General features: G+C 62.5%; 18 protein-coding genes. 5 read left to right on the top strand and 13 right to left on the bottom strand.

Features of this window, described 5'->3' with window-relative positions; genetic code table 11:
• Window positions 1–7 precede the first annotated feature (7 nt).
• The 4 genes from JQ46_RS02840 to JQ46_RS02825 all read left to right on the top strand — a co-directional run bounded on the left by JQ46_RS02840 (window position 8) and on the right by JQ46_RS02825 (window position 3,993).
• Window positions 8–985, top strand: coding sequence for a DoxX family protein (locus tag JQ46_RS02840; protein ID WP_034985278.1), 978 nt, complete (start codon window positions 8–10; stop codon window positions 983–985).
• Window positions 986–1,207: 222 nt separating this feature from the next.
• Entirely contained in the window at window positions 1,208–1,573 is a 366-nt protein-coding gene (locus tag JQ46_RS02835; protein WP_034985277.1) for a hypothetical protein, read from the top strand.
• Between the two features lie 72 nt (window positions 1,574–1,645).
• Window positions 1,646–2,971: an AMP-binding protein gene (locus JQ46_RS02830; protein WP_034985276.1), complete on the top strand. Its 1,326-nt coding sequence runs from the start codon at window positions 1,646–1,648 to the stop codon at window positions 2,969–2,971.
• Between the two features lie 125 nt (window positions 2,972–3,096).
• Window positions 3,097–3,993 (top strand): 1,4-dihydroxy-2-naphthoate polyprenyltransferase, encoded by an 897-nt coding sequence (locus JQ46_RS02825; RefSeq protein WP_034985274.1) that lies wholly within the window; start codon window positions 3,097–3,099, stop codon window positions 3,991–3,993.
• A 19-nt stretch (window positions 3,994–4,012) separates the two neighbouring features.
• Here JQ46_RS02825 and JQ46_RS02820 read toward each other — a convergent pair whose 3' ends face one another.
• Complete coding sequence (locus JQ46_RS02820) at window positions 4,013–4,744, bottom strand: hypothetical protein (protein WP_034985271.1); 732 nt, start codon at window positions 4,742–4,744, stop codon at window positions 4,013–4,015.
• A gap of 19 nt (window positions 4,745–4,763) precedes the next feature.
• The gene (locus JQ46_RS02815; protein WP_034985269.1) at window positions 4,764–5,129 is read right to left on the bottom strand and encodes a DUF4229 domain-containing protein; all 366 of its coding nucleotides are present in this window, start codon (window positions 5,127–5,129) and stop codon (window positions 4,764–4,766) included.
• Window positions 5,130–5,213: 84 nt separating this feature from the next.
• Here JQ46_RS02815 and JQ46_RS02810 point away from each other — a divergent pair, with 84 nt between their 5' ends.
• The gene (locus JQ46_RS02810) at window positions 5,214–5,570 is read left to right on the top strand and encodes a hypothetical protein (RefSeq protein WP_034985298.1); all 357 of its coding nucleotides are present in this window, start codon (window positions 5,214–5,216) and stop codon (window positions 5,568–5,570) included.
• Here JQ46_RS02810 and JQ46_RS02805 read toward each other — a convergent pair whose 3' ends face one another.
• The 11 genes from JQ46_RS02805 to JQ46_RS02755 form a co-directional block, all read right to left on the bottom strand.
• Window positions 5,571–6,632: a phosphotransferase family protein gene (locus JQ46_RS02805; RefSeq protein WP_034985268.1), complete on the bottom strand. Its 1,062-nt coding sequence runs from the start codon at window positions 6,630–6,632 to the stop codon at window positions 5,571–5,573.
• A gap of 4 nt (window positions 6,633–6,636) precedes the next feature.
• Window positions 6,637–7,512 (bottom strand): glucose-1-phosphate thymidylyltransferase RfbA, encoded by an 876-nt coding sequence (gene rfbA / locus JQ46_RS02800; RefSeq protein WP_034985267.1) that lies wholly within the window; start codon window positions 7,510–7,512, stop codon window positions 6,637–6,639.
• A complete protein-coding gene (gene rfbC, locus JQ46_RS02795; RefSeq protein ID WP_034985266.1) occupies window positions 7,512–8,207 on the bottom strand; it encodes a dTDP-4-dehydrorhamnose 3,5-epimerase in 696 nt (231 codons plus the stop codon). Before rfbC ends, rfbA begins: the two co-directional genes overlap by 1 nt.
• A 55-nt stretch (window positions 8,208–8,262) precedes the next feature.
• The gene (locus JQ46_RS02790; RefSeq protein WP_034985265.1) at window positions 8,263–9,030 is read right to left on the bottom strand and encodes an ABC transporter ATP-binding protein; all 768 of its coding nucleotides are present in this window, start codon (window positions 9,028–9,030) and stop codon (window positions 8,263–8,265) included.
• On the bottom strand, window positions 9,027–10,085 hold the full coding sequence (locus JQ46_RS02785; protein ID WP_034985263.1) for an iron chelate uptake ABC transporter family permease subunit: 1,059 nt from the start codon (window positions 10,083–10,085) through the stop codon (window positions 9,027–9,029). Before JQ46_RS02785 ends, JQ46_RS02790 begins: the two co-directional genes overlap by 4 nt.
• Window positions 10,085–11,086: an ABC transporter permease gene (locus tag JQ46_RS02780; protein WP_034985262.1), complete on the bottom strand. Its 1,002-nt coding sequence runs from the start codon at window positions 11,084–11,086 to the stop codon at window positions 10,085–10,087. The genes JQ46_RS02785 and JQ46_RS02780 overlap by 1 nt, the downstream gene beginning before the upstream one ends.
• Before the next feature lie 91 nt (window positions 11,087–11,177).
• Window positions 11,178–12,170: a siderophore ABC transporter substrate-binding protein gene (locus JQ46_RS02775; RefSeq protein WP_034985261.1), complete on the bottom strand. Its 993-nt coding sequence runs from the start codon at window positions 12,168–12,170 to the stop codon at window positions 11,178–11,180.
• Window positions 12,171–12,284: 114 nt separating this feature from the next.
• On the bottom strand, window positions 12,285–13,421 hold the full coding sequence (locus JQ46_RS02770; RefSeq protein ID WP_034985260.1) for a dTDP-glucose 4,6-dehydratase: 1,137 nt from the start codon (window positions 13,419–13,421) through the stop codon (window positions 12,285–12,287).
• Window position 13,422: 1 nt separating this feature from the next.
• Window positions 13,423–13,794, bottom strand: coding sequence for a cupin domain-containing protein (locus JQ46_RS02765; protein WP_051876211.1), 372 nt, complete (start codon window positions 13,792–13,794; stop codon window positions 13,423–13,425).
• Between the two features lie 48 nt (window positions 13,795–13,842).
• Window positions 13,843–14,955, bottom strand: a complete 1,113-nt coding sequence (gene ccsB, locus JQ46_RS02760) for a c-type cytochrome biogenesis protein CcsB (protein WP_034985259.1) — start codon at window positions 14,953–14,955, stop codon at window positions 13,843–13,845.
• Between the two features lie 92 nt (window positions 14,956–15,047).
• Window positions 15,048–16,706: a cytochrome c biogenesis protein ResB gene (locus tag JQ46_RS02755; protein WP_034985258.1), complete on the bottom strand. Its 1,659-nt coding sequence runs from the start codon at window positions 16,704–16,706 to the stop codon at window positions 15,048–15,050.
• Between the last annotated feature and the right edge of the window lie 16 nt (window positions 16,707–16,722).

Raw genomic sequence — 16,722 nt, 5'->3', positions numbered from 1 at the left:
TAGCGACATGAATATTTTTAAAGATGTTTGCATCACGATTTCCCGCATCCTCGTGGGCATCGTGCTGATCACCCACGGTTGGCAAAAGTACGATTCCTGGACCATCGACGGCACTGCTAAATCTTTCGATTCCATGGGCGTACCGTGGCCGAACGCTTCCGCGCAGATCGCCACCTACTTCGAGCTCGCCGCGGGCGTGCTGCTGATCCTCGGCCTACTGGTTCGGATCGTCGGCCCACTGCTGTTTATCCAAATGGCCTTCGCTTTTGGCTTCGCTCACTGGGGCAAGGGTGTCTTCGTCGCCGATGGCGGTTGGGAGCTCGTCGGGGTTCTGGGGGCAGCGGGCCTCGCCCTGGCCGCGTCCGGCTCGGGTCGCTTTAGCTTGGACTATCTCTTTATGACGCCCGTACGTGCCCGCAAGGAACGTAAAGAGAAGGCGGCGCAGGAGGCCAACGGTAGCTACACTCCCGCAGCCTCGCCTGCCGGAGCGGCTGGAGCATCGAATACAGCTCCAAATGCTGGGCAGAGCCCTTTCGGCAGCTATGGGTCTACCAACCAGGGTTCCAACTTCCAGGGCTCCAATTATCAGACTTCTAATTTCCAGGGCTCGCCCGCGCAGGCTCCCAACAACCAGGGCTCCAACCTCTGGGGCAACAACCAGGGAAATAAGCCACAAAACAATAAGCCCCAGAACAATACGCCCTGGAACAATCGAGGAAACGACGGCTACGCTGGCTACACCATCGGTGGCACGGACAGCGCTGGCAGTGCTGGCGCCGTTGGCGCTGCCGGTGGCGCCGGTGCGGCGGGCATGACGAACGGCAGCGACGCTGATGCCCCTACCACCCAGTGGAACAGCGACCAAAGCAGTGGCCCCTCCAGCAGCAACAGCTTTGGCGGCTTCTCCAGCTCCGGTTCAGATTCCGGCTCGGACAGCGGCTCCAGCGGTGGAGACGGCGGCGGAGATGGTGGCGGTGGCGACTAAAGGCCACAGTCCACCCGCGCCCTGCATCTGAGCAGCTGAGCGACTGAGCAGCACAACTACCCCGCAGGAGGGCAGAAACCCTCCCCTGCGGGGTTTTGTTTTTGAGTTCTCTAAACCCAAATAAGGTGGGTAGAAAAAATGCTTGCATTTTCCAACAATTGTTGATTACCTTATGTTTTAATGTTGAAAACCCACGGATTTTGAGGAAGGAGAGAGCGCATCATGTTCAACCCATTTAGTCAGCTCCGAGCAAAGCTCTGGGCTACCGACACCACCGAGGGACCTGATCCGGCACCCCTCGATGCGACCGATGCCCCCGATGTCGCCGATGCGTTCCCCCTCCCCGAGGAGTACCGCATCTACCTCGAAGCCAACCGTGACCTCCCTACCCCCTTCTTGAACGCTTTGGATACCCGCAGCCCCTCTTACCTCGATATCATCGCCTACCTCATCGACACCGGAAAGACTCCCGCCACCCGCCAGGATGTGCAGGCCAGCTTCCTCGCCGTACACAAGCGTCTTCCCGGCCCGGCGGAACTGGAATCCACCGTGAAACGAGTCCAGGAGTTTGGCCTAGAGGCCAGCTAGCCTCAGACTCTCGCTGCCCGAACCGGAGATGACCGGATCAGACTGTCCGGGGCGGATTGTAGATTGGTCAGCATGACCGGAAACTCCCCCCTCGTCCCCCTTCAACCGACCGTCATCAGCGCGGCCTCGCCCGAGCTTTTCGCCGCCTCCCTGGAGGCTCTAGAGCGGCTGCTCGCGGGGGAAACCTCCATCCTTCCCCTCCCCGCAGATTGGGAACAAACTTCCCCCGACCTGCCGGAACAAATGCGCGCGGGGAGTTCTTTGGAGAAAGACCTGGTGGCACCCGGCACACTCATCGCCTGCACCTCTGGTTCCACAGGAACACCGAAGGGTGCGGTGCTCGGGTCGCAGCAGCTCGCCACTAGTGCGGACGCCACAGCCTCCTTCATTGAGCGCCATTATCAAGCGCAGCCGGGGGCGTGGCTGCTCACACTTCCGGCCCATCACATCGCAGGACTGCAAGTGATGCTACGCAGTCTGCGGGCGGGCTACACTCCCCTGGCCGCCGCGCACCTGCAAGCTCAGCGCCCGCGCGCCGGCGCGCGCTTCACTGCAACCGGCTTCATCGCAGACACAGAAGCATTGGCGGAAACCTACCCGGGCGTGGACCTCTACACCTCCCTCGTACCCGCACAGCTGGAAAGAATCGCTGAAGACCCCGCCGCCGTTAAAGCACTGAAACGCTACGCCTGCGTGCTGGTGGGTGGTGCAGCGGCGCGTGAGGGCGTCATAAAAAAGATGGCCGAGGAAGGAGCACAGATCGCGCTGACCTACGGCTCCAGCGAGACGGCGGGCGGGATGGTGTACAACGGCCAACCCCTGCCCGGCGCGCGAGTGCGGATCGACGGCGCGGACGAGCGCGGGGCCGGGCGCGTGCGGATCAGCGGGTCAATGGTGGCGGACGGGTATCGCAACGTCGATCCGGCAGAGGCGTTTCCGGTGGCAGGTGAGTTCGTGACTTCCGACATCGGAGTTGTGGACGGCGGCGTTCTAGAAGGCGGCGGCGAAGAGTCAGGCGGAACGCTGCAGATTCTCGGGCGCGCCGACGGGGCCATCAACACCGGCGGCTACAAGGTGCTTCCGGAGGAGGTGGAAAAGGCCATCTGCCAGCAGGTTCCCGAGGTCACGGCGGCATTTGCGGCAGGCGTGGAGGATCCCAAGTACGCGAAGTTCGGCGAGTCGATCGGGGCGTTGGTGGTGCTGCGCGAGGTAAGTAAGGAAATGGCCGAGCACCCTCGCGAAGTGACCGACCTGGTGCGCGAGACAATGCGTAGGCAGGCGGGGCCAGGCCTTCTGCCCCGGCGCGCCTGGGCTATCCCCGAGATGCCGACCACCGGGCCCGGAAAGACTGACCGGCAGCAAGCCGCCGCGATACTGAACGAGCTCTACCGGCAATAGCGCTTGCAAGCGCCCCGGCACCTACGGGCTTGGGCTCCGGCGCCCAAAGACTAGACTAAAGAGGTTTGCGGCACCCCATACTCGCGGGCGCTGCCCCCAGTGCGAGCCCTCAAGAAAGGCGGACCATGACTTCTACCCCCAGGCAGTACCCCGGCGCGACCCCGGCCCAGTGGCTGGAGGGAGCACGCCCGCACACCTGGGCGAACGCCGTTGCCCCGGTGCTGGCTGGCACCGCGGCGGCCACCCTGGCGGGCGAGGCGAACCCCCTGCGGGCCGTACTGGCCGGGGTTGTGGCTTTGGCGATGATCGTCGGCGTGAACTACGCGAACGACTACTCCGATGGCATCAAGGGGACGGACGATGACCGCTCCGGCCCGCTGCGCCTGACCGGCAGCGGGCTCGTGGAGCCGAAGAAGGTCAAGTATGCGGCGTTTGCCTCGTTCGGCGTGGGAGCGATCGCCGGCATAGTGCTGAGCCTGCTGAGCGCCTGGTGGCTGGTTCTCGTCGGCGCGGCTTGCATCGCCGGCGCATGGTTCTACACCGGCGGCAAGAACCCCTACGGCTACCGAGGGCTGGGTGAAGTCGCGGTGTTCGTGTTCTTCGGCCTGGTCGCAGTGCTGGGAACGGAATTCACCCAGACCGGCAGCGTAAGCTGGCGCGGCCTGCTGCTGGCCATCGCCGTCGGCAGCCTCTCCAGCGCCGTGAACCTAGCCAACAACTTGCGGGACATTCCTACTGACGCCGCCACCGGCAAGATCACCCTGGCCGTTCGCCTGGGGGACGCAAACACCCGCCGCCTGTGGGTGGGGCTGGTTTCCCTAGCCGTGATCGTCACCATCGGCATCAGCATCGGCCACTGGTGGGGGCTTATTGCTCTGCTGGCGGTCCCTCTATTCGTAGTAGCAGCCCGCCCGGTAACCGGCGGCGCACAGGGCAGGGCGCTGATCCCCGTGCTGGGCATGCTCGGCCGCGGAATGCTGCTGTGGTCGGTCCTGGAGTTTGCCGCCGCCCTGCTGGCCTAGCCTGAGCAGCTCCGCTGATCTAGGCAGAGTCGGCGTCGGGCTGCGTGGGCGCCGGGCCGAAGGCCACCCCGCGGAAGCGGGCATTGTCCGCGATCTGATGGGTCAGGCCATCCCGCCAAGCCATGGGAACGGCGGGGCCCAATTTAAAGGTCACCCCTAGTACATCAACCGAGTAAATTCCTCGTGGCAGGTGCGGCACTAATGGCACCCCCGGCGCCGACTGAATTCGATATATATCCAACGCAGACTGCGTCGGTACGCCAGGGCGACTGGGGCTACCAGGATTACCAGGGCTACCAGGGCGGAGCACCACCTTAAGCGCAAACTCCCCGTCCAGAACCCCGGCACTGCGCGTCCACTTACGAGCAAGCTCGGGACCCAGCCCCGCCGACTCTGGCCCCACGGTTCGATAGCGAGTGCTGATCACGTCCACCCGCGCAATGTCGCTCCATGGGATTCTGATTGCCGCATCCCCCACCCCCGAATCGTCTACGACAAGCGCCGGGTTGATCGTTGTACTGGACGCGGCCCGCGCATTGGCCTGTCGCTGGCTGGTGTACCAGCCAAACATCGCAAGCCCCACCAGGGCGAGGGCTACCAGCGGAATCAGAGTCTTCTCGACCACCATCATGGCCACGCACCCCGCAGCGAGAGCAACGAAGAGCACGCCAATAGCCAGCCCGCCGAGCTGCTTGCCACGTTGGGTTCGCGGGTTTACCCACACCACAACATCCTGGGGTCTGCCATACATGGCAGTCAGCGTAATCGCCTTAGTCGTCCAGGCGCTCGCGCAATTGGTTACGCAGCTCCTGCTTGTGGGCCTGCCTATCGGCATCCCAGGCTGCCACCTGCTGCGTCACCCGCAGCCGCAAGCCCTTAAACATAAACATCGACAGTGGCAGAGCAAGGATCAGTGCCAACGTCATGCTGATCAGCAGCGGGAAGTAGTTCGCCATTCCCAGCAGCACCACGACCATGTGGATGATGAACGTCAGCACTAGGAACAAAGCCAGGCGTAGGAAGCCATAGAGCGCAATGTCGCGTACAGCCTTACCTTTGTCGACCGACTGAACCTTGTCGGCCGAAAGGCCGTTGTCTCCCGCCGTGTCTTTTGCCTTTACATCATCATTAGTCACGCCCCCAACACTACGTTCACCCCCTGGATAACGGGTAATCACCGGCCGGAATTGAACGCGGGCAAATCCTCTATGCTGGAGGCCATGGGTCGCCTTGTTTTGCTCATTTTGATCATCGTCACCATCGTGCTGCTGTGGAAGGCATTTGGTCCACAGACCTGGGGAAATGAATCACCGTTGAGACGTAGGGGCGTCAGCAATAAACAAGAGCGGCTAAGCCACAAGGGTCCGGACGACGACCCGGACTTTCTGTGGAACATCGAGAAAGAACGCTTCAAGAAGCGGCGCGCGCAGGAAGCCAAGGACGCAGAAGATGCCGAGCGGAAGCGCCGCCAGGAGCTCCGCGAGCAGCAGCGGCGAGAAGCGCGCGGCAACGACGGGCAGAGGCCGAATGACCCGGAAAACACGGACGACCCGGACACCCCGAAAGACGGAGCGTAACTAGAGCAACTCCACGCGCGGCGAACGCCCCGTGCGGTAGTGGTCGATCAGCAGGAATATGTTGTCCCAGTTTTTGTAGATTTCCGCGCGGCGCAGCACGCCCGTATCCTCGGCGCTCTCGGAGGTACGTCCGCCATCCGGCGCGCGGTATAGCGGCCCCGGCATCGGCTGCGGAACACCCGGCACAACGGGGGCTTGGCGGCGCTGCTCGTGCTGAATAATTGCCTGTTCGTAGACCATTGTCGGCAGCTCCGGGGCGATGCCCGCGAAGTGTGCATAGTCCAGGGCCGGGTCGCCGACGGTCATGTCGGAAAAGTCGATCACACCCACGCCGCCTTCAGCGTTCCACAGCATGTGGTCCTCGTGCAGCTCCCCGTGGGTCAGCGCGCGCTGCTGTTCAGACCGGGAAAGCATCTCATCTACCTGTGCAAACACGCGCTCCACGAACTCCGCTTCCGCAGCATTTAGGTGCGGCGCCAGAATCGTTTCCGTGCGGGACTTCATCAGTTCCAGCTTGCCCGGCAGGGTGCGTGGCGCGTGGTTCAACTCACTGGTCGCCTCGCCGTCGGTCCACCAGGAATCCACGCGGCTCATCGGCAGAACGTCCGGGTCGAAGGCGTGCATCGTGGCCAGCAGGCTACCCAGCTGCTCGGCTATCCACGCGCGCTGGCTAGTGGACAGCGTCTGCCAGAGCTCGGCGGTCAGTGGTTCGCCGAGTAGCTCTGTCTGCATCGTCAGCATCACAGGCTCGGCGGTGTTGAAAGTCCCCCGCGCGTAGGCCTGCCGCACCGTCCCCGGCACCCGCACCTTGGTGCGGCGGAACAGCTGCGCGATCAGCGAGGATTCCAGCATCGCCTGTTCCCGGTATTCCTTCTCGAAGGGAACGCGCACCACTACGGACTCAGGCAGCATGTCGTTGAGTTCATACTCCTTTGAGCGCAGCCCGTCCAGGATCAATACTGCGTGGTCGATGCCCTGCTTCGGCACGCGCTGCCCCGTCCATTCCAGGTCGCGCCAGGTGCGTGCGACCATCTCCGGGATGTTCTCGATCGAAATAGCCACTTGTCTACCGCTCTTTCCCACGCTTCAGCAGCCCGCTGAGGTACTGCCCGTAGGCGCTCTTGCCCAGCTTCGATGCCGATGCCTTCAGCTCCACATCGTCAATGTAGCCCAGGCGCCACGCGACCTCCTCCGGGCAGCTGATCTTTAGCCCCTGCCGTTGCTCGACGGCGCGGACGAAGTCGCCGGCGGCAGCTAGGTCGTCGACGGTTCCCGTGTCCAGCCAGGCGGTACCGCGCGGCAGCACCTCCACGTGCAAGCGCCCTTCCGCCAGGTAGCGGCGGTTGATGTCTGTGATCTCCAGCTCCCCACGCTCGCTAGGTTCCAGCGACTTAGCGATTCGCACCACGTCGTTGGAGTAGAAGTACAGTCCAGGAACTGCATAGTTGGACTTCGGCTCCGCGGGCTTTTCTGCCAAGCTCAGGGCCGTGCCTTCGCGGTCGAACTCCACCACTCCGTATGCCTCGGGTTCAGCTACCCAGTAAGCGAAGATCGCCCCGCCGTCCGGGTTGTGGAAGCGCCGCAGCTGGGTGCCCAGGCCGGTGCCGTAGAAGATATTGTCGCCCAGCACTAGGGCCACTGCGTCGTCGCCGATAAAGTCCTCGCCCACAATGAAGGCTTCCGCCAGGCCATTCGGTTGGTCCTGCACCGCGTAACTGATCTGCACACCGAACTGCGAGCCGTCGCCCAGCAGCCCGCGGAACTGCTGCGCATCCGCTCCCGTGGTGATCACCAGGATGTCGCGGATGCCCGCCAGCATCAGAGTTGTCAGCGGGTAGTAGATCATCGGCTTGTCGTACACAGGCACCAGTTGCTTGGAAATGCCCTGCGTGATCGGCCACAGCCGCGAGCCGGTTCCCCCGGCCAGGATGATGCCCTTCATCAGTCGGTTTGCTCCCACTCGTCGGCGGCCTGCAGCGCTTCGGCCCAGTCGGCGCGCAGCTGTTCCTCCCATGCCCGCACCTCGCGGTATTCGGGCAGGCGGTCGCGTACCTCGCTCAAGCTCGGCGCCGAATCGTCCTTGTTGGATAGTACGGCTTGTTCCTTAGTGACGCCCCAGGCTACAGCCAGTTCCGCATCAAACGGGTCGATACCGTATTCCCTCTCCGGGTTGTATGCCTCGGTAACCAGATAGTTCACGGTCGTCTGGTCGGTATGTGCGCGGAATCCGTGGCCCACGCCCAGGGGCACGTAGACGCTGAAATTATTCTCCGCAGACAGCTCTACGGAGATGTGTTGGCCGAACGTCGGCGAGCCCACACGCACATCCACCAGCACGTCCGTGATGGCACCGGATAGGCAGCTGACGAACTTCGCCTGTCCCGGAGGCACATCCGCCAGGTGGATGCCGCGCACGACGTTTCGGGAGGAGCGCGAGAGGTTCCCCTGAGCTACCTCGAAGGGATACCCCAGCTTCTCACCGAATGCCTCCGCCTTGAAGCTTTCGTGGAAGCTGCCGCGCTCGTCACCATGGATCTTGGGCACATAAACCCAGGCGCCGGGGATGGGTAGATCCACAATGCTGCCGGGTTCAGCGGTTGCCAGTAGCTCGTCGATACGCAGGGTGATTTCGCTCATGGTTTCTACTTTAGCGGCGCCGTAGGACAACCAACGGCAAGGTTATGCGGAGGGCCTAGAAGTAGCAGGCCAGTGGCCCATCGGGGCCATCGACGACGGTCACAGGGGTGTCGAAGATGTCGGTCAATATCTCGTCGGTCATGAGTTCTTCCGGAGTGCCGAAGCGCACAATCTGCCCGTCCTTAACGGCGCAGATGTGGTCCGAGTATTTCGCCGCGAAGTTGATGTCGTGCAGCACCACAATGATGGTGCGACCGAACTCCGAAGCCGCCCGGCGCAGGTGCTTCATCATCTGCACCGCGTGGGCGATGTCCAGGTTGTTTAGCGGCTCGTCCAGCAACACATAGTCGGTTTCCTGGCACAGCACCATCGCCACATAGGCGCGCTGCCGCTGCCCGCCGGACAGCTGATCCAGGTAGCGGTTTTCCAGCTCGCGGAGGTTTAAGAAGTCGATGTAGGTGGAGATGATCTCCTCGTCCTTCCGCGTCAGCCGCCCCTTGGAATATGGGAAACGGCCGAAGCCCACCAGCTGGCGGACTGTCAGGCGGGTGACGAAGTGGTTCTCCTGCCGCAGGATGGACAGCACCTTCGCCAGGTCCTTGGACTTCGTGGTGCTCACATCAAAGCCGGCGACCTCAATGGTGCCCTCGTCCAGATCCAGCAGTCGCCCTATCATGGTGAGCAGGGTTGATTTGCCCGCACCGTTGGGGCCGACCAGGGAGGTGACTCCCCCGGCGGGGATCTCCAGATTCGCCGGACCGATGCTGGCTCCGGAACCGGAGGCGTCACTATATTTCTTAGCGACTTCGGACAGCTTGATCACAGTCGACCCTTTCTGAGGATGACGTAGAGGAACACCGTACCGCCGACCAGCTCAATGATGATCGAGACCACGCCCTGCGCGTAGAAAATGTGGTTCATCACGAAGTACGCGCCCGCCAGCACAAGGAAGGCGGTGGCGATGGCCATCGGGAAGACATAGCGGTGGTCAGAGGTGCCTGCGAACTGATAAGCCAGCGTGGCCACCAAGAATCCCAGGAAGGCCATCGGGCCAACCAGCGCGGTGGAGACAGCCATGAGGACCGCGACCAGAATGAGCACCACGATCGACTTGCTTCGGTGGTTGATGCCCAGGTTCGTCGTCGCATCCGGCCCCAAGGCCAGCACGTTGAGAGTACGGGACATTAGCAGTAGCGCGCCGGCGGCCACGGCGACCAGCGCAATAGAGATCGGGAAGTACTCTGGCTCCGCATTATTCACCGATCCGAACAGGCGGGCGGTCAGTAGGTCGAAATCGCTGGGCGTCAATAGGCGCTGCATAAAGGTAGACACCGATCCCAAACCAGCCCCGATAACAATGCCGACCAGCAACATGGCGTGCATATTCGCGTTCTTGCCGGTGAGCAGCCAGGAGTACAGCAGCAGCGCGAAGCCGACCATGAGCGCCAGCTGGATGATGTACGTCGTCATGGTGCGAGCCTCCACCAAACCACTGCCGCCCAGGAAAAACACGGTGGAGGTGTGAATGGCCACGTACAGCGACTCGAACCCCATGATCGACGGGGTGATGATGCGATTATTCGTCACCGTCTGGAAAGCCACAGTGGCCACCGCCTGGGCAACCGCGACGATAGCGATGGCGATCACCGCGTTCATGCGGCGCTCCGCCAGCAGCCAGAACCCGCGTGTGCCGAAGGGCATCGGATTGCCATAGGCCAGCAACCCCACCGCAGAGGCCGCGCCCAGGGCAACGATGATGCCCAGGGCTAGCCAGTACTTCGCCGCCATCGACTGCGTGGGGAACGCACCGGAAGAACGGCCGGGCATGCTCGAGAGCAAGCGCTGTGGGACCAGCCGCTCGAGGGTTAGGTTCGTCATTAGCGGTTCCTCACGATCAGTACGACGAAGACGATTGCGCCAACGATGCCCAGCACCACGGAAACGGGGATCTCGAAAGGCGAGATCAGTGTGCGGGCCAGTAGGTCACAGGCGGCGACGGTAGCGATGCCCACAAGGCACACCCACGGCAGGTTGCTGCGCAAGTCGTCACCGCGGATCATCGAGACGATGTTCGGCACGATCAGCCCCAGGAAGGGCAGGTTGCCGACCACGACGGTCACCACGCCCACTGCGATGGCGACCATGATGGTGCCGACCAGCACGATCCGGCGGTAGTTCATGCCCACACTGGTGGCGAAGTCCTCGCCCAAGCCAGCCAGGGTTAGCCGGTCGGCCAGCAGGAACACGCCCACCACGACCAACAGCACTACCCACAGCACCTCGTACTGGCCCTTGTAGACCGAGGTGAAGCTACCGGCGAACCACACGCCCAGCTGCTGCAACATGTCGGTCTGCAGGGCGACGAAGGTGGAGACCGCGGAGACAACCGCGCCCAACATGATGCCCACGATCGGCACGATCAGCGAGGAGCGCAGCGATACGCGCTGCAGGAAGAAGAAAAACACCATCGCGCCGACAAAGGAAAACACGACGGCGCCGATCATCCGCCCCATCACAGTCGCACCGGGGAAGACGACCATCACGAAGAGCAGCCCCAGGCCCGCCCACTCGGTGGTGCCGGTGGTGGTCGGTGAAACGAAGCGGTTCTGCGTGAGCATTTGCATCACCAGCCCGCACATCGCCATCGCCGCGCCCGCCAGCACCAATGCGATGGTGCGCGGGACGCGGGTGATGGAAAACATGTCAATGCCATCTTGCGCGTTGAAAACGTCGTATTCGCCGATCAACAGGCTGCCGACGAGAAGCGCCCCTACAACCGCTGCGGCGACGAGGAACTTCCAGTCGACGAGCTTTCCCCGGGTACGCGCAACCCGAGGTTCGTTGCGAACCTCGGGTGACGTAGTGCTCTGAGCAGTCATTCCAGCTGGTCAATTCACTTTCTATAGCGTTGCGCGCTACTACATAGCGGCAATGCGCGGTGCTGCACGGCGGTGCGCAGCGTTCGCGCTTTTACTTCCCTTCGAAGGCGTCTGCCAGGGAGTTCAGGATCTCGGTGTAGGTCGTGATCGACTCGTTGATGTACGTATCCTGCGGTGCCACGAGCACGCGATCCTCCTTCAGCGCCGGCACACCCTTCAGCGCATCGGCGCGCTTGATCACGTCTGCCGCCGGGGAGTAATCCGGCTTGTCCGCGTTGATGGCACCGTCGCGGTCCATCACCAGCATCCAGTCCGGCTTCGCATCTGCGATGGCCTCGACGGAGATGTCATCGCCCTCGTGGTTGCTGGAGGCGTTGTCGACCTCCAGTGCCGGGTCCATGCCCAGCCAGTCGAACACAGGACCCCATACGCGGCCGATGTGCGGCGCAACGTAACCGATTTCGCCGCCGGAAACGTTGACGGCCATGACCTTCTTGTCGCCATCCAGCTTGTCGTAGGCCTTCTTCGCGCGATCCTTCGCATCGTTGAAGTCCTGCACCATCTTGTCGGCTTCGTCCTTCTTATCGAAGATTTCACCCAGGGTGGTGATCTGGCGGATCAGCTCCTCGTCCATCGGCTTATCCTCGCGGGGCTCCAGCTCCACGACGGCCGCATCCGGGACCAGTTCCTTGATCTCCTCGTCGCGGTCCTTGAAGCGCTGGCCGCTGATCACCAGGTCCGGCTGGGCTGCCACCAGAGCCTCGAAGTCGGGCTCCTTGTGGTTGCCGAGATCCTTGATCTCCTCGTTGTCCTTGTAGTCGGTGACGGTCGCCGGAACCAGCTTCTTCGGAGCAGCGGAAAGCTCCACTCCCCACTCGTTGAGAATCTCGAAGCTGCGGTTATCCAGTGCAACCACGGACTTCGGGTTCTTCGGAACCTGCAGTTCGCCGTTGTTGTCCTCGATGGAGATCGAATCTCCGCTGGATTGGTTGGTCGAGGTGCTCTCATCGGCGGAGCCGCAAGCAGCCAGGGACATACCTGCTGCCACGAGTGCGGCCAGCAGCTTGATGCGATTCTTTGCCATTTTTCCCTTACAAGATTCAAACTAACTTAATGTACGGTTAGCCGAACCTTATATAGGCTCCACTAAGTTAGTCAAGCCTTGCTTAAAAGGGCGGTCACCCCCGCGCGGGTGACGCTACGAGGGATCGATCTCTTCTGCGGTTATTTCTTGTTCGGTGGCGCTGTATTTCTTTTCGGACGCCGCCCTGGACTCAACCCACCACTTCTCATTCTGGCGGTACCATTCCACCGTCTCGGCAAGCCCGGAAGCGAAGTCCGTGAAGCGCGGCTGCCACCCCAGCTCGGCAATGCTGCTGGGATCGATCGCATAGCGGCGGTCGTGTCCCGGACGGTCGGTGACGTGCACAAAGTCATCCGCCGGGCGACCGAAAAGCTCCAGCAGGTCGCGCACGACCTGTAGATTGGAGCGCTCCCCCTCCGCACCGATGAGGTACGTTTCCCCCAGCTTTCCAGAATCCAGGATCGCCCAGATAGCGTCGTTGTGGTCATCCACGTGAATCCAATCGCGGACGTTCTCCCCCGTGCCGTATAGGCGAGGACGGTGCCCCTCGATCAGGCCGGTGATCTGCCGGGGGATGAACTTCTCCGGGTGCTGGCGCGGGCCGTAGTTGTTCGAACAGTTGGAGATAGTGGCCTTCAACCCCCGCGAACGCACAAATGCGCGGACGAAGTGATCCGCCGCCGCCTTGGATGCAGAGTAGGGCGAAGAAGGGTTGTACGGGGTATCTACCGTGAAACGGTTCGGATCGTCCAGGGCGAGGTCGCCGAAGACCTCGTCGGTGGAAATGTGGTGCAGGCGCACCCCGAGGTCCGCGGCCGCCTGGGCGACGTTCAGGGTGCCCTCCACGTTGCTGCGAGCGAAGATCGCCGGCGTAGCCAGGGAATTATCGTTGTGGCTCTCCGCCGCGAAATGCACGATCGCCACCCGGTCGGCAGCGGACTGCTGGGACTCGGCAGCGCCTTTGTTTCCTGCATCCCCTGCGGCTTCGGTAAGCGTAATCGCCCGCTCGAGAGTCTCCCGGAACGCCGACGCATCCGCCACGTCTCCTTCGATGAACTCCACCCGTCCCGGATAGGCATCCTCCAGCGGCGTGCCGTCGTCAGTGCGCAGATTCAGTGGGTTCGCTGCATACGTGAGGGCGTCAAAAATAAGAACCTTGACGTCCCGCCTAGTCTCCAGCGTGCGGTGGACGAAGTTCGCGCCAATAAAGCCGGCCCCGCCGGTGACGAGGACGGTGGGAAAACTGCTCACGTTACTCCCCCGTTAGCAGGATCAGCGTAGCTATTGCCGGAGCATCGCCGAGGCTACGCAGAGCGTGCAGTTGGTGAGCAGGTACATGGATTGCGGTACCTGGGGTTAGCTCTACGATCTCCGGCGTACCTTCAGCTTCCGAACCGGGCCAGACAGTGAATTCGATGCGCCCCTGCTGCCCCATCACCAGAATCGGCTTCGGTGCCTTGTGGTCTGCAAACACGTCGCCTGGCTGGAAGGAGATACGCACCACGCGGGCACCATCGACATTGGCTGCGACCTTAACCTGTGGAACAGCACGACCGCCCTCGACGTCCTTCGGGACAGTGAGGTCCGGGATGAAGGTGTGCTGGGCGGCATTGTGCTCGGTCACGGAGAGATCCTTCCTGGATTAAGGCAGAACGGCGAATCTAGCGCCGAGCTAGTTCAGGCCAGCGTAGGAGTGCAGGCCGGAGACCACCATGTTGATGAAGAAGAGGTTGAAGACCATCGTGGCGAAGGCGAAGACGTTGATCCACGCGGACTTCGGGCCACGCCAGCCCGGGGTGGCGCGGGCGTGCAGGTAGGCGGCGTAGAGGATCCAGGTGATGAAGGAAACGGTCTCCTTCGGATCCCAGCCCCAGAAGCGGCCCCATGCGGCATCCGCCCAGATGGCGCCGAAGATGATACCCAAACCGAAGATCGGCAGTGCCCACACGGCGGTGCGGTAGGCCAGTGCATCCAGCTTGGTGACATCCGGCAGCGGGGCGGCTACAGTGCCCAACCAGCCCTTTTCCTCACCCTTCGGGTACTTACGGCGCAGCAGGTACATCAGGGAAGCCATGCCGGAGATCAAGCCGATGCCGGCGCCAATAGACACCACGGATACGTGGATGACGAACCAGTAAGACTGCAGCGCCGGTACCACCGGAGCGGTCTCCGCGTACAGCTTGGTGCCAGCGTAAAACAGCAGGCCGGCGACCGGGGTCAGGATCCAGGGCCACATCACACGCATTGCCTTGCGGCGGATCATGAGCGCGGCAACGATCATGGCGAACAAGGTGACCACGCCGACGTACTCGAACAGGTTGCCCCACGGGAAGCGGTTGGCAGCCAGGCCGCGCAGGATCACGAACACCGCGTGGATTGCGATGGCCAGCCAGACCAGGGACTGGGTGATTCCGCCGAGCTTGTTGGAGCGGTCCAGGGTCTTGGAGATACTCTCGGAGCGCAGGCGCTCCGGCAGCTGTGCCTCGAAGGAGGCGAAGTCGGGCTCGATGTCGTCGCCCGTAATCTCACCGGCATCGGCAACATCCGAGTCGGTCGCGTCGCCCGTAGCACCTGCGCCTACGGTCACCTTGGTGGTGGAGGCAGCGCGTGCGGAGTGCTCCGCCTGCAGCTTCTCCAGCTCCTCGGCGCGCTGGCGGCGGCGATCTGCGCCCACACGAACCATTCCGTAGAAGACCAGGGAAATGGCGAGTGCCAGCAGGTAGAGGGACTCCGCGGAGCGGAAAGCCAAGTCGGAGAATTCGGATAGCTGCGGATCGATCTGCATCGAAAATCCTTCTAAAGAAAAGTCTTAAATCGCTACAAAATATCAGCTTAGCGCCTGTTCACGCGCTTCCACAATCACCCGTTCGGGGTATTTCAGCCCCGTGGCTCCAGGTGATCGTCGACGTGGTCCTCCCAGTCGTCGGAATCCACATCGTATTCCTCGTCCAGAGCCTCTTCCTCCAGCCCCAGCAGGCGCTCGGCACGGCGGTTGAACTCGCGACCCCAGCCGGCAGAGTCCGTGCGGGAAAGGCCGGCGATCTGGATGCGGGTGCCCTCGCCCTCCGGGGTGATGCGCACCCAGAAGCGGCGACGTTTCACGGCCAGGGAGGCGACCAGCGAGGCCAGCATCAGCACAGCAAACACCAGCACCCAGGTGGTCGTCGGGTCCTTGGAGATCTGCAGGTTCACGAACTCCTTGGCTCCGTCGAAGGTGATCTCGGTGCCATCGTCCAGGGTGACGGACTCGCCCTTCTCCAGGTTCACGCGGTCCAGCATCTGCATCTGGCCGGAGTGCAGGGCCTCCGAATCCAACGCGAAGACGTTCTGGCTGCGCCCGCCGTCCAGGCCCGTATCACCGCGGTAAATGTCGATGGCCACCGCGGGGTCGCGCATTGCCGGGTAGTTGGAGGAAAGGATCTTGCCGTTCGGCCCGGTCCACTCCGCCGACGGAGCGAACAGTCCCTGCAGGGAGATCTGGTTCTGCCGGCGCTCCTGCAGATCCGGGTACATGCCCGCGGGCGGATCCCAGCGCACTGCACCGGAGGACAGGAAGTACGTCATATCGTCCGGACGGAACTGCACGGTCTCGGTACGCTTCTCCCCGTTCGGCCACTCAATCGTGAACGTCGGGGCGTAGCCGTGGCCCTGGAGGTACACACGGTTGCCCTCGATGCGCAGCGGGTGGTTCACTTTCAGCGTTTTATGCTGCCACTGATCCGTCGGCTTGAAGGCATCCTCCTTGCCCGCGTAGTCGATGTTGGATTCAAAGCCCACCGCCTGACCGTTTGGCAGGTAGTCGGCCTTGAAGTCCTTGACGTTCACGCAGAAGGGAGTCAGCCCCGTGCCGTCGAACACCGGGCCGTTGCGGAAGGAATCGAAGTTGGAAACCGCGGAGTTGCAGAACTGCGACTGCTCGGTATCCGTCCCGGCCACCACGATGACCTGCCCCTCGTAGTAGAGCATCTTGCCCGTCGCCACCGCGATGAGGATGCCCACCAGCGACAAGTGGAATACCAGGTTCGCGGCCTCGCGCAGGTAGCCCTTCTCCGCGGACATGGACCAGGCCCCGGCACGGTCGTTATCCTTATCGACCTCGTTGACGTTCCAGCCCTTAAACTCCTTGCGCAGGGTTTTCTGCACGTCCTCCACCGATTCATCGACAACGCCGGAGTAGTGGTAGGGCATGCGATCCAGACGCTTCGGCGCCGGCGGCGGGGAGGAACGCAGGGCCTTGTAGTGGTCGATGCTGCGCGGCAGGATGCAGCCGACCAGGGAAATAAACAGCAGTACGTAGATCGCCACGAACCAGGTGGACCCAAAGACGTCGAAAAGCTGCAGCTTGTCGAAAACCTCGGCGGTCTTCCCGTTGGCGTCAATATACTCGGCAACCTTGCCCTCGTTGAGCGACCGCTGTGGCAGCAACGCGCCCGGGATCGCAGCCAGCGCCAGCAGGAAAAGCAGCACCAGGGCGGTCTTCATCTTCGTGAGCCACTGCCAGCCCTTCTTCGGCCAACTCAGGATCTTCTTCAGCATGGTTGCTCTTTCGTAC

The organism is Corynebacterium jeikeium, from assembly GCF_000738175.1.
Lineage (GTDB): Bacteria > Actinomycetota > Actinomycetes > Mycobacteriales > Mycobacteriaceae > Corynebacterium > Corynebacterium jeikeium_C.
This window is presented reverse-complemented; position numbering and strand designations above follow the sequence as displayed.

Excerpts from the sequence above, each read along its gene's own strand:
- JQ46_RS02840 (WP_034985278.1), top strand. The coding sequence starts at position 8 with ATGAATATTTTTAAAGATGTTTGCATCACGATTTCCCGCATCCTCGTG.
- JQ46_RS02835 (WP_034985277.1), top strand. The coding sequence starts at position 1,208 with ATGTTCAACCCATTTAGTCAGCTCCGAGCAAAGCTCTGGGCTACCGAC.
- JQ46_RS02830 (WP_034985276.1), top strand. The coding sequence starts at position 1,646 with ATGACCGGAAACTCCCCCCTCGTCCCCCTTCAACCGACCGTCATCAGC.
- JQ46_RS02825 (WP_034985274.1), top strand. The coding sequence starts at position 3,097 with ATGACTTCTACCCCCAGGCAGTACCCCGGCGCGACCCCGGCCCAGTGG.
- JQ46_RS02820 (WP_034985271.1), bottom strand. The coding sequence starts at position 4,744 with ATGTATGGCAGACCCCAGGATGTTGTGGTGTGGGTAAACCCGCGAACC.
- JQ46_RS02810 (WP_034985298.1), top strand. The coding sequence starts at position 5,214 with ATGGGTCGCCTTGTTTTGCTCATTTTGATCATCGTCACCATCGTGCTG.
- rfbA (WP_034985267.1), bottom strand. The coding sequence starts at position 7,512 with ATGAAGGGCATCATCCTGGCCGGGGGAACCGGCTCGCGGCTGTGGCCG.
- rfbC (WP_034985266.1), bottom strand. The coding sequence starts at position 8,207 with ATGAGCGAAATCACCCTGCGTATCGACGAGCTACTGGCAACCGCTGAA.
- JQ46_RS02785 (WP_034985263.1), bottom strand. The coding sequence starts at position 10,085 with ATGACGAACCTAACCCTCGAGCGGCTGGTCCCACAGCGCTTGCTCTCG.
- JQ46_RS02780 (WP_034985262.1), bottom strand. The coding sequence starts at position 11,086 with ATGACTGCTCAGAGCACTACGTCACCCGAGGTTCGCAACGAACCTCGG.
- JQ46_RS02775 (WP_034985261.1), bottom strand. The coding sequence starts at position 12,170 with ATGGCAAAGAATCGCATCAAGCTGCTGGCCGCACTCGTGGCAGCAGGT.
- ccsB (WP_034985259.1), bottom strand. The coding sequence starts at position 14,955 with ATGCAGATCGATCCGCAGCTATCCGAATTCTCCGACTTGGCTTTCCGC.
- JQ46_RS02755 (WP_034985258.1), bottom strand. The coding sequence starts at position 16,706 with ATGCTGAAGAAGATCCTGAGTTGGCCGAAGAAGGGCTGGCAGTGGCTC.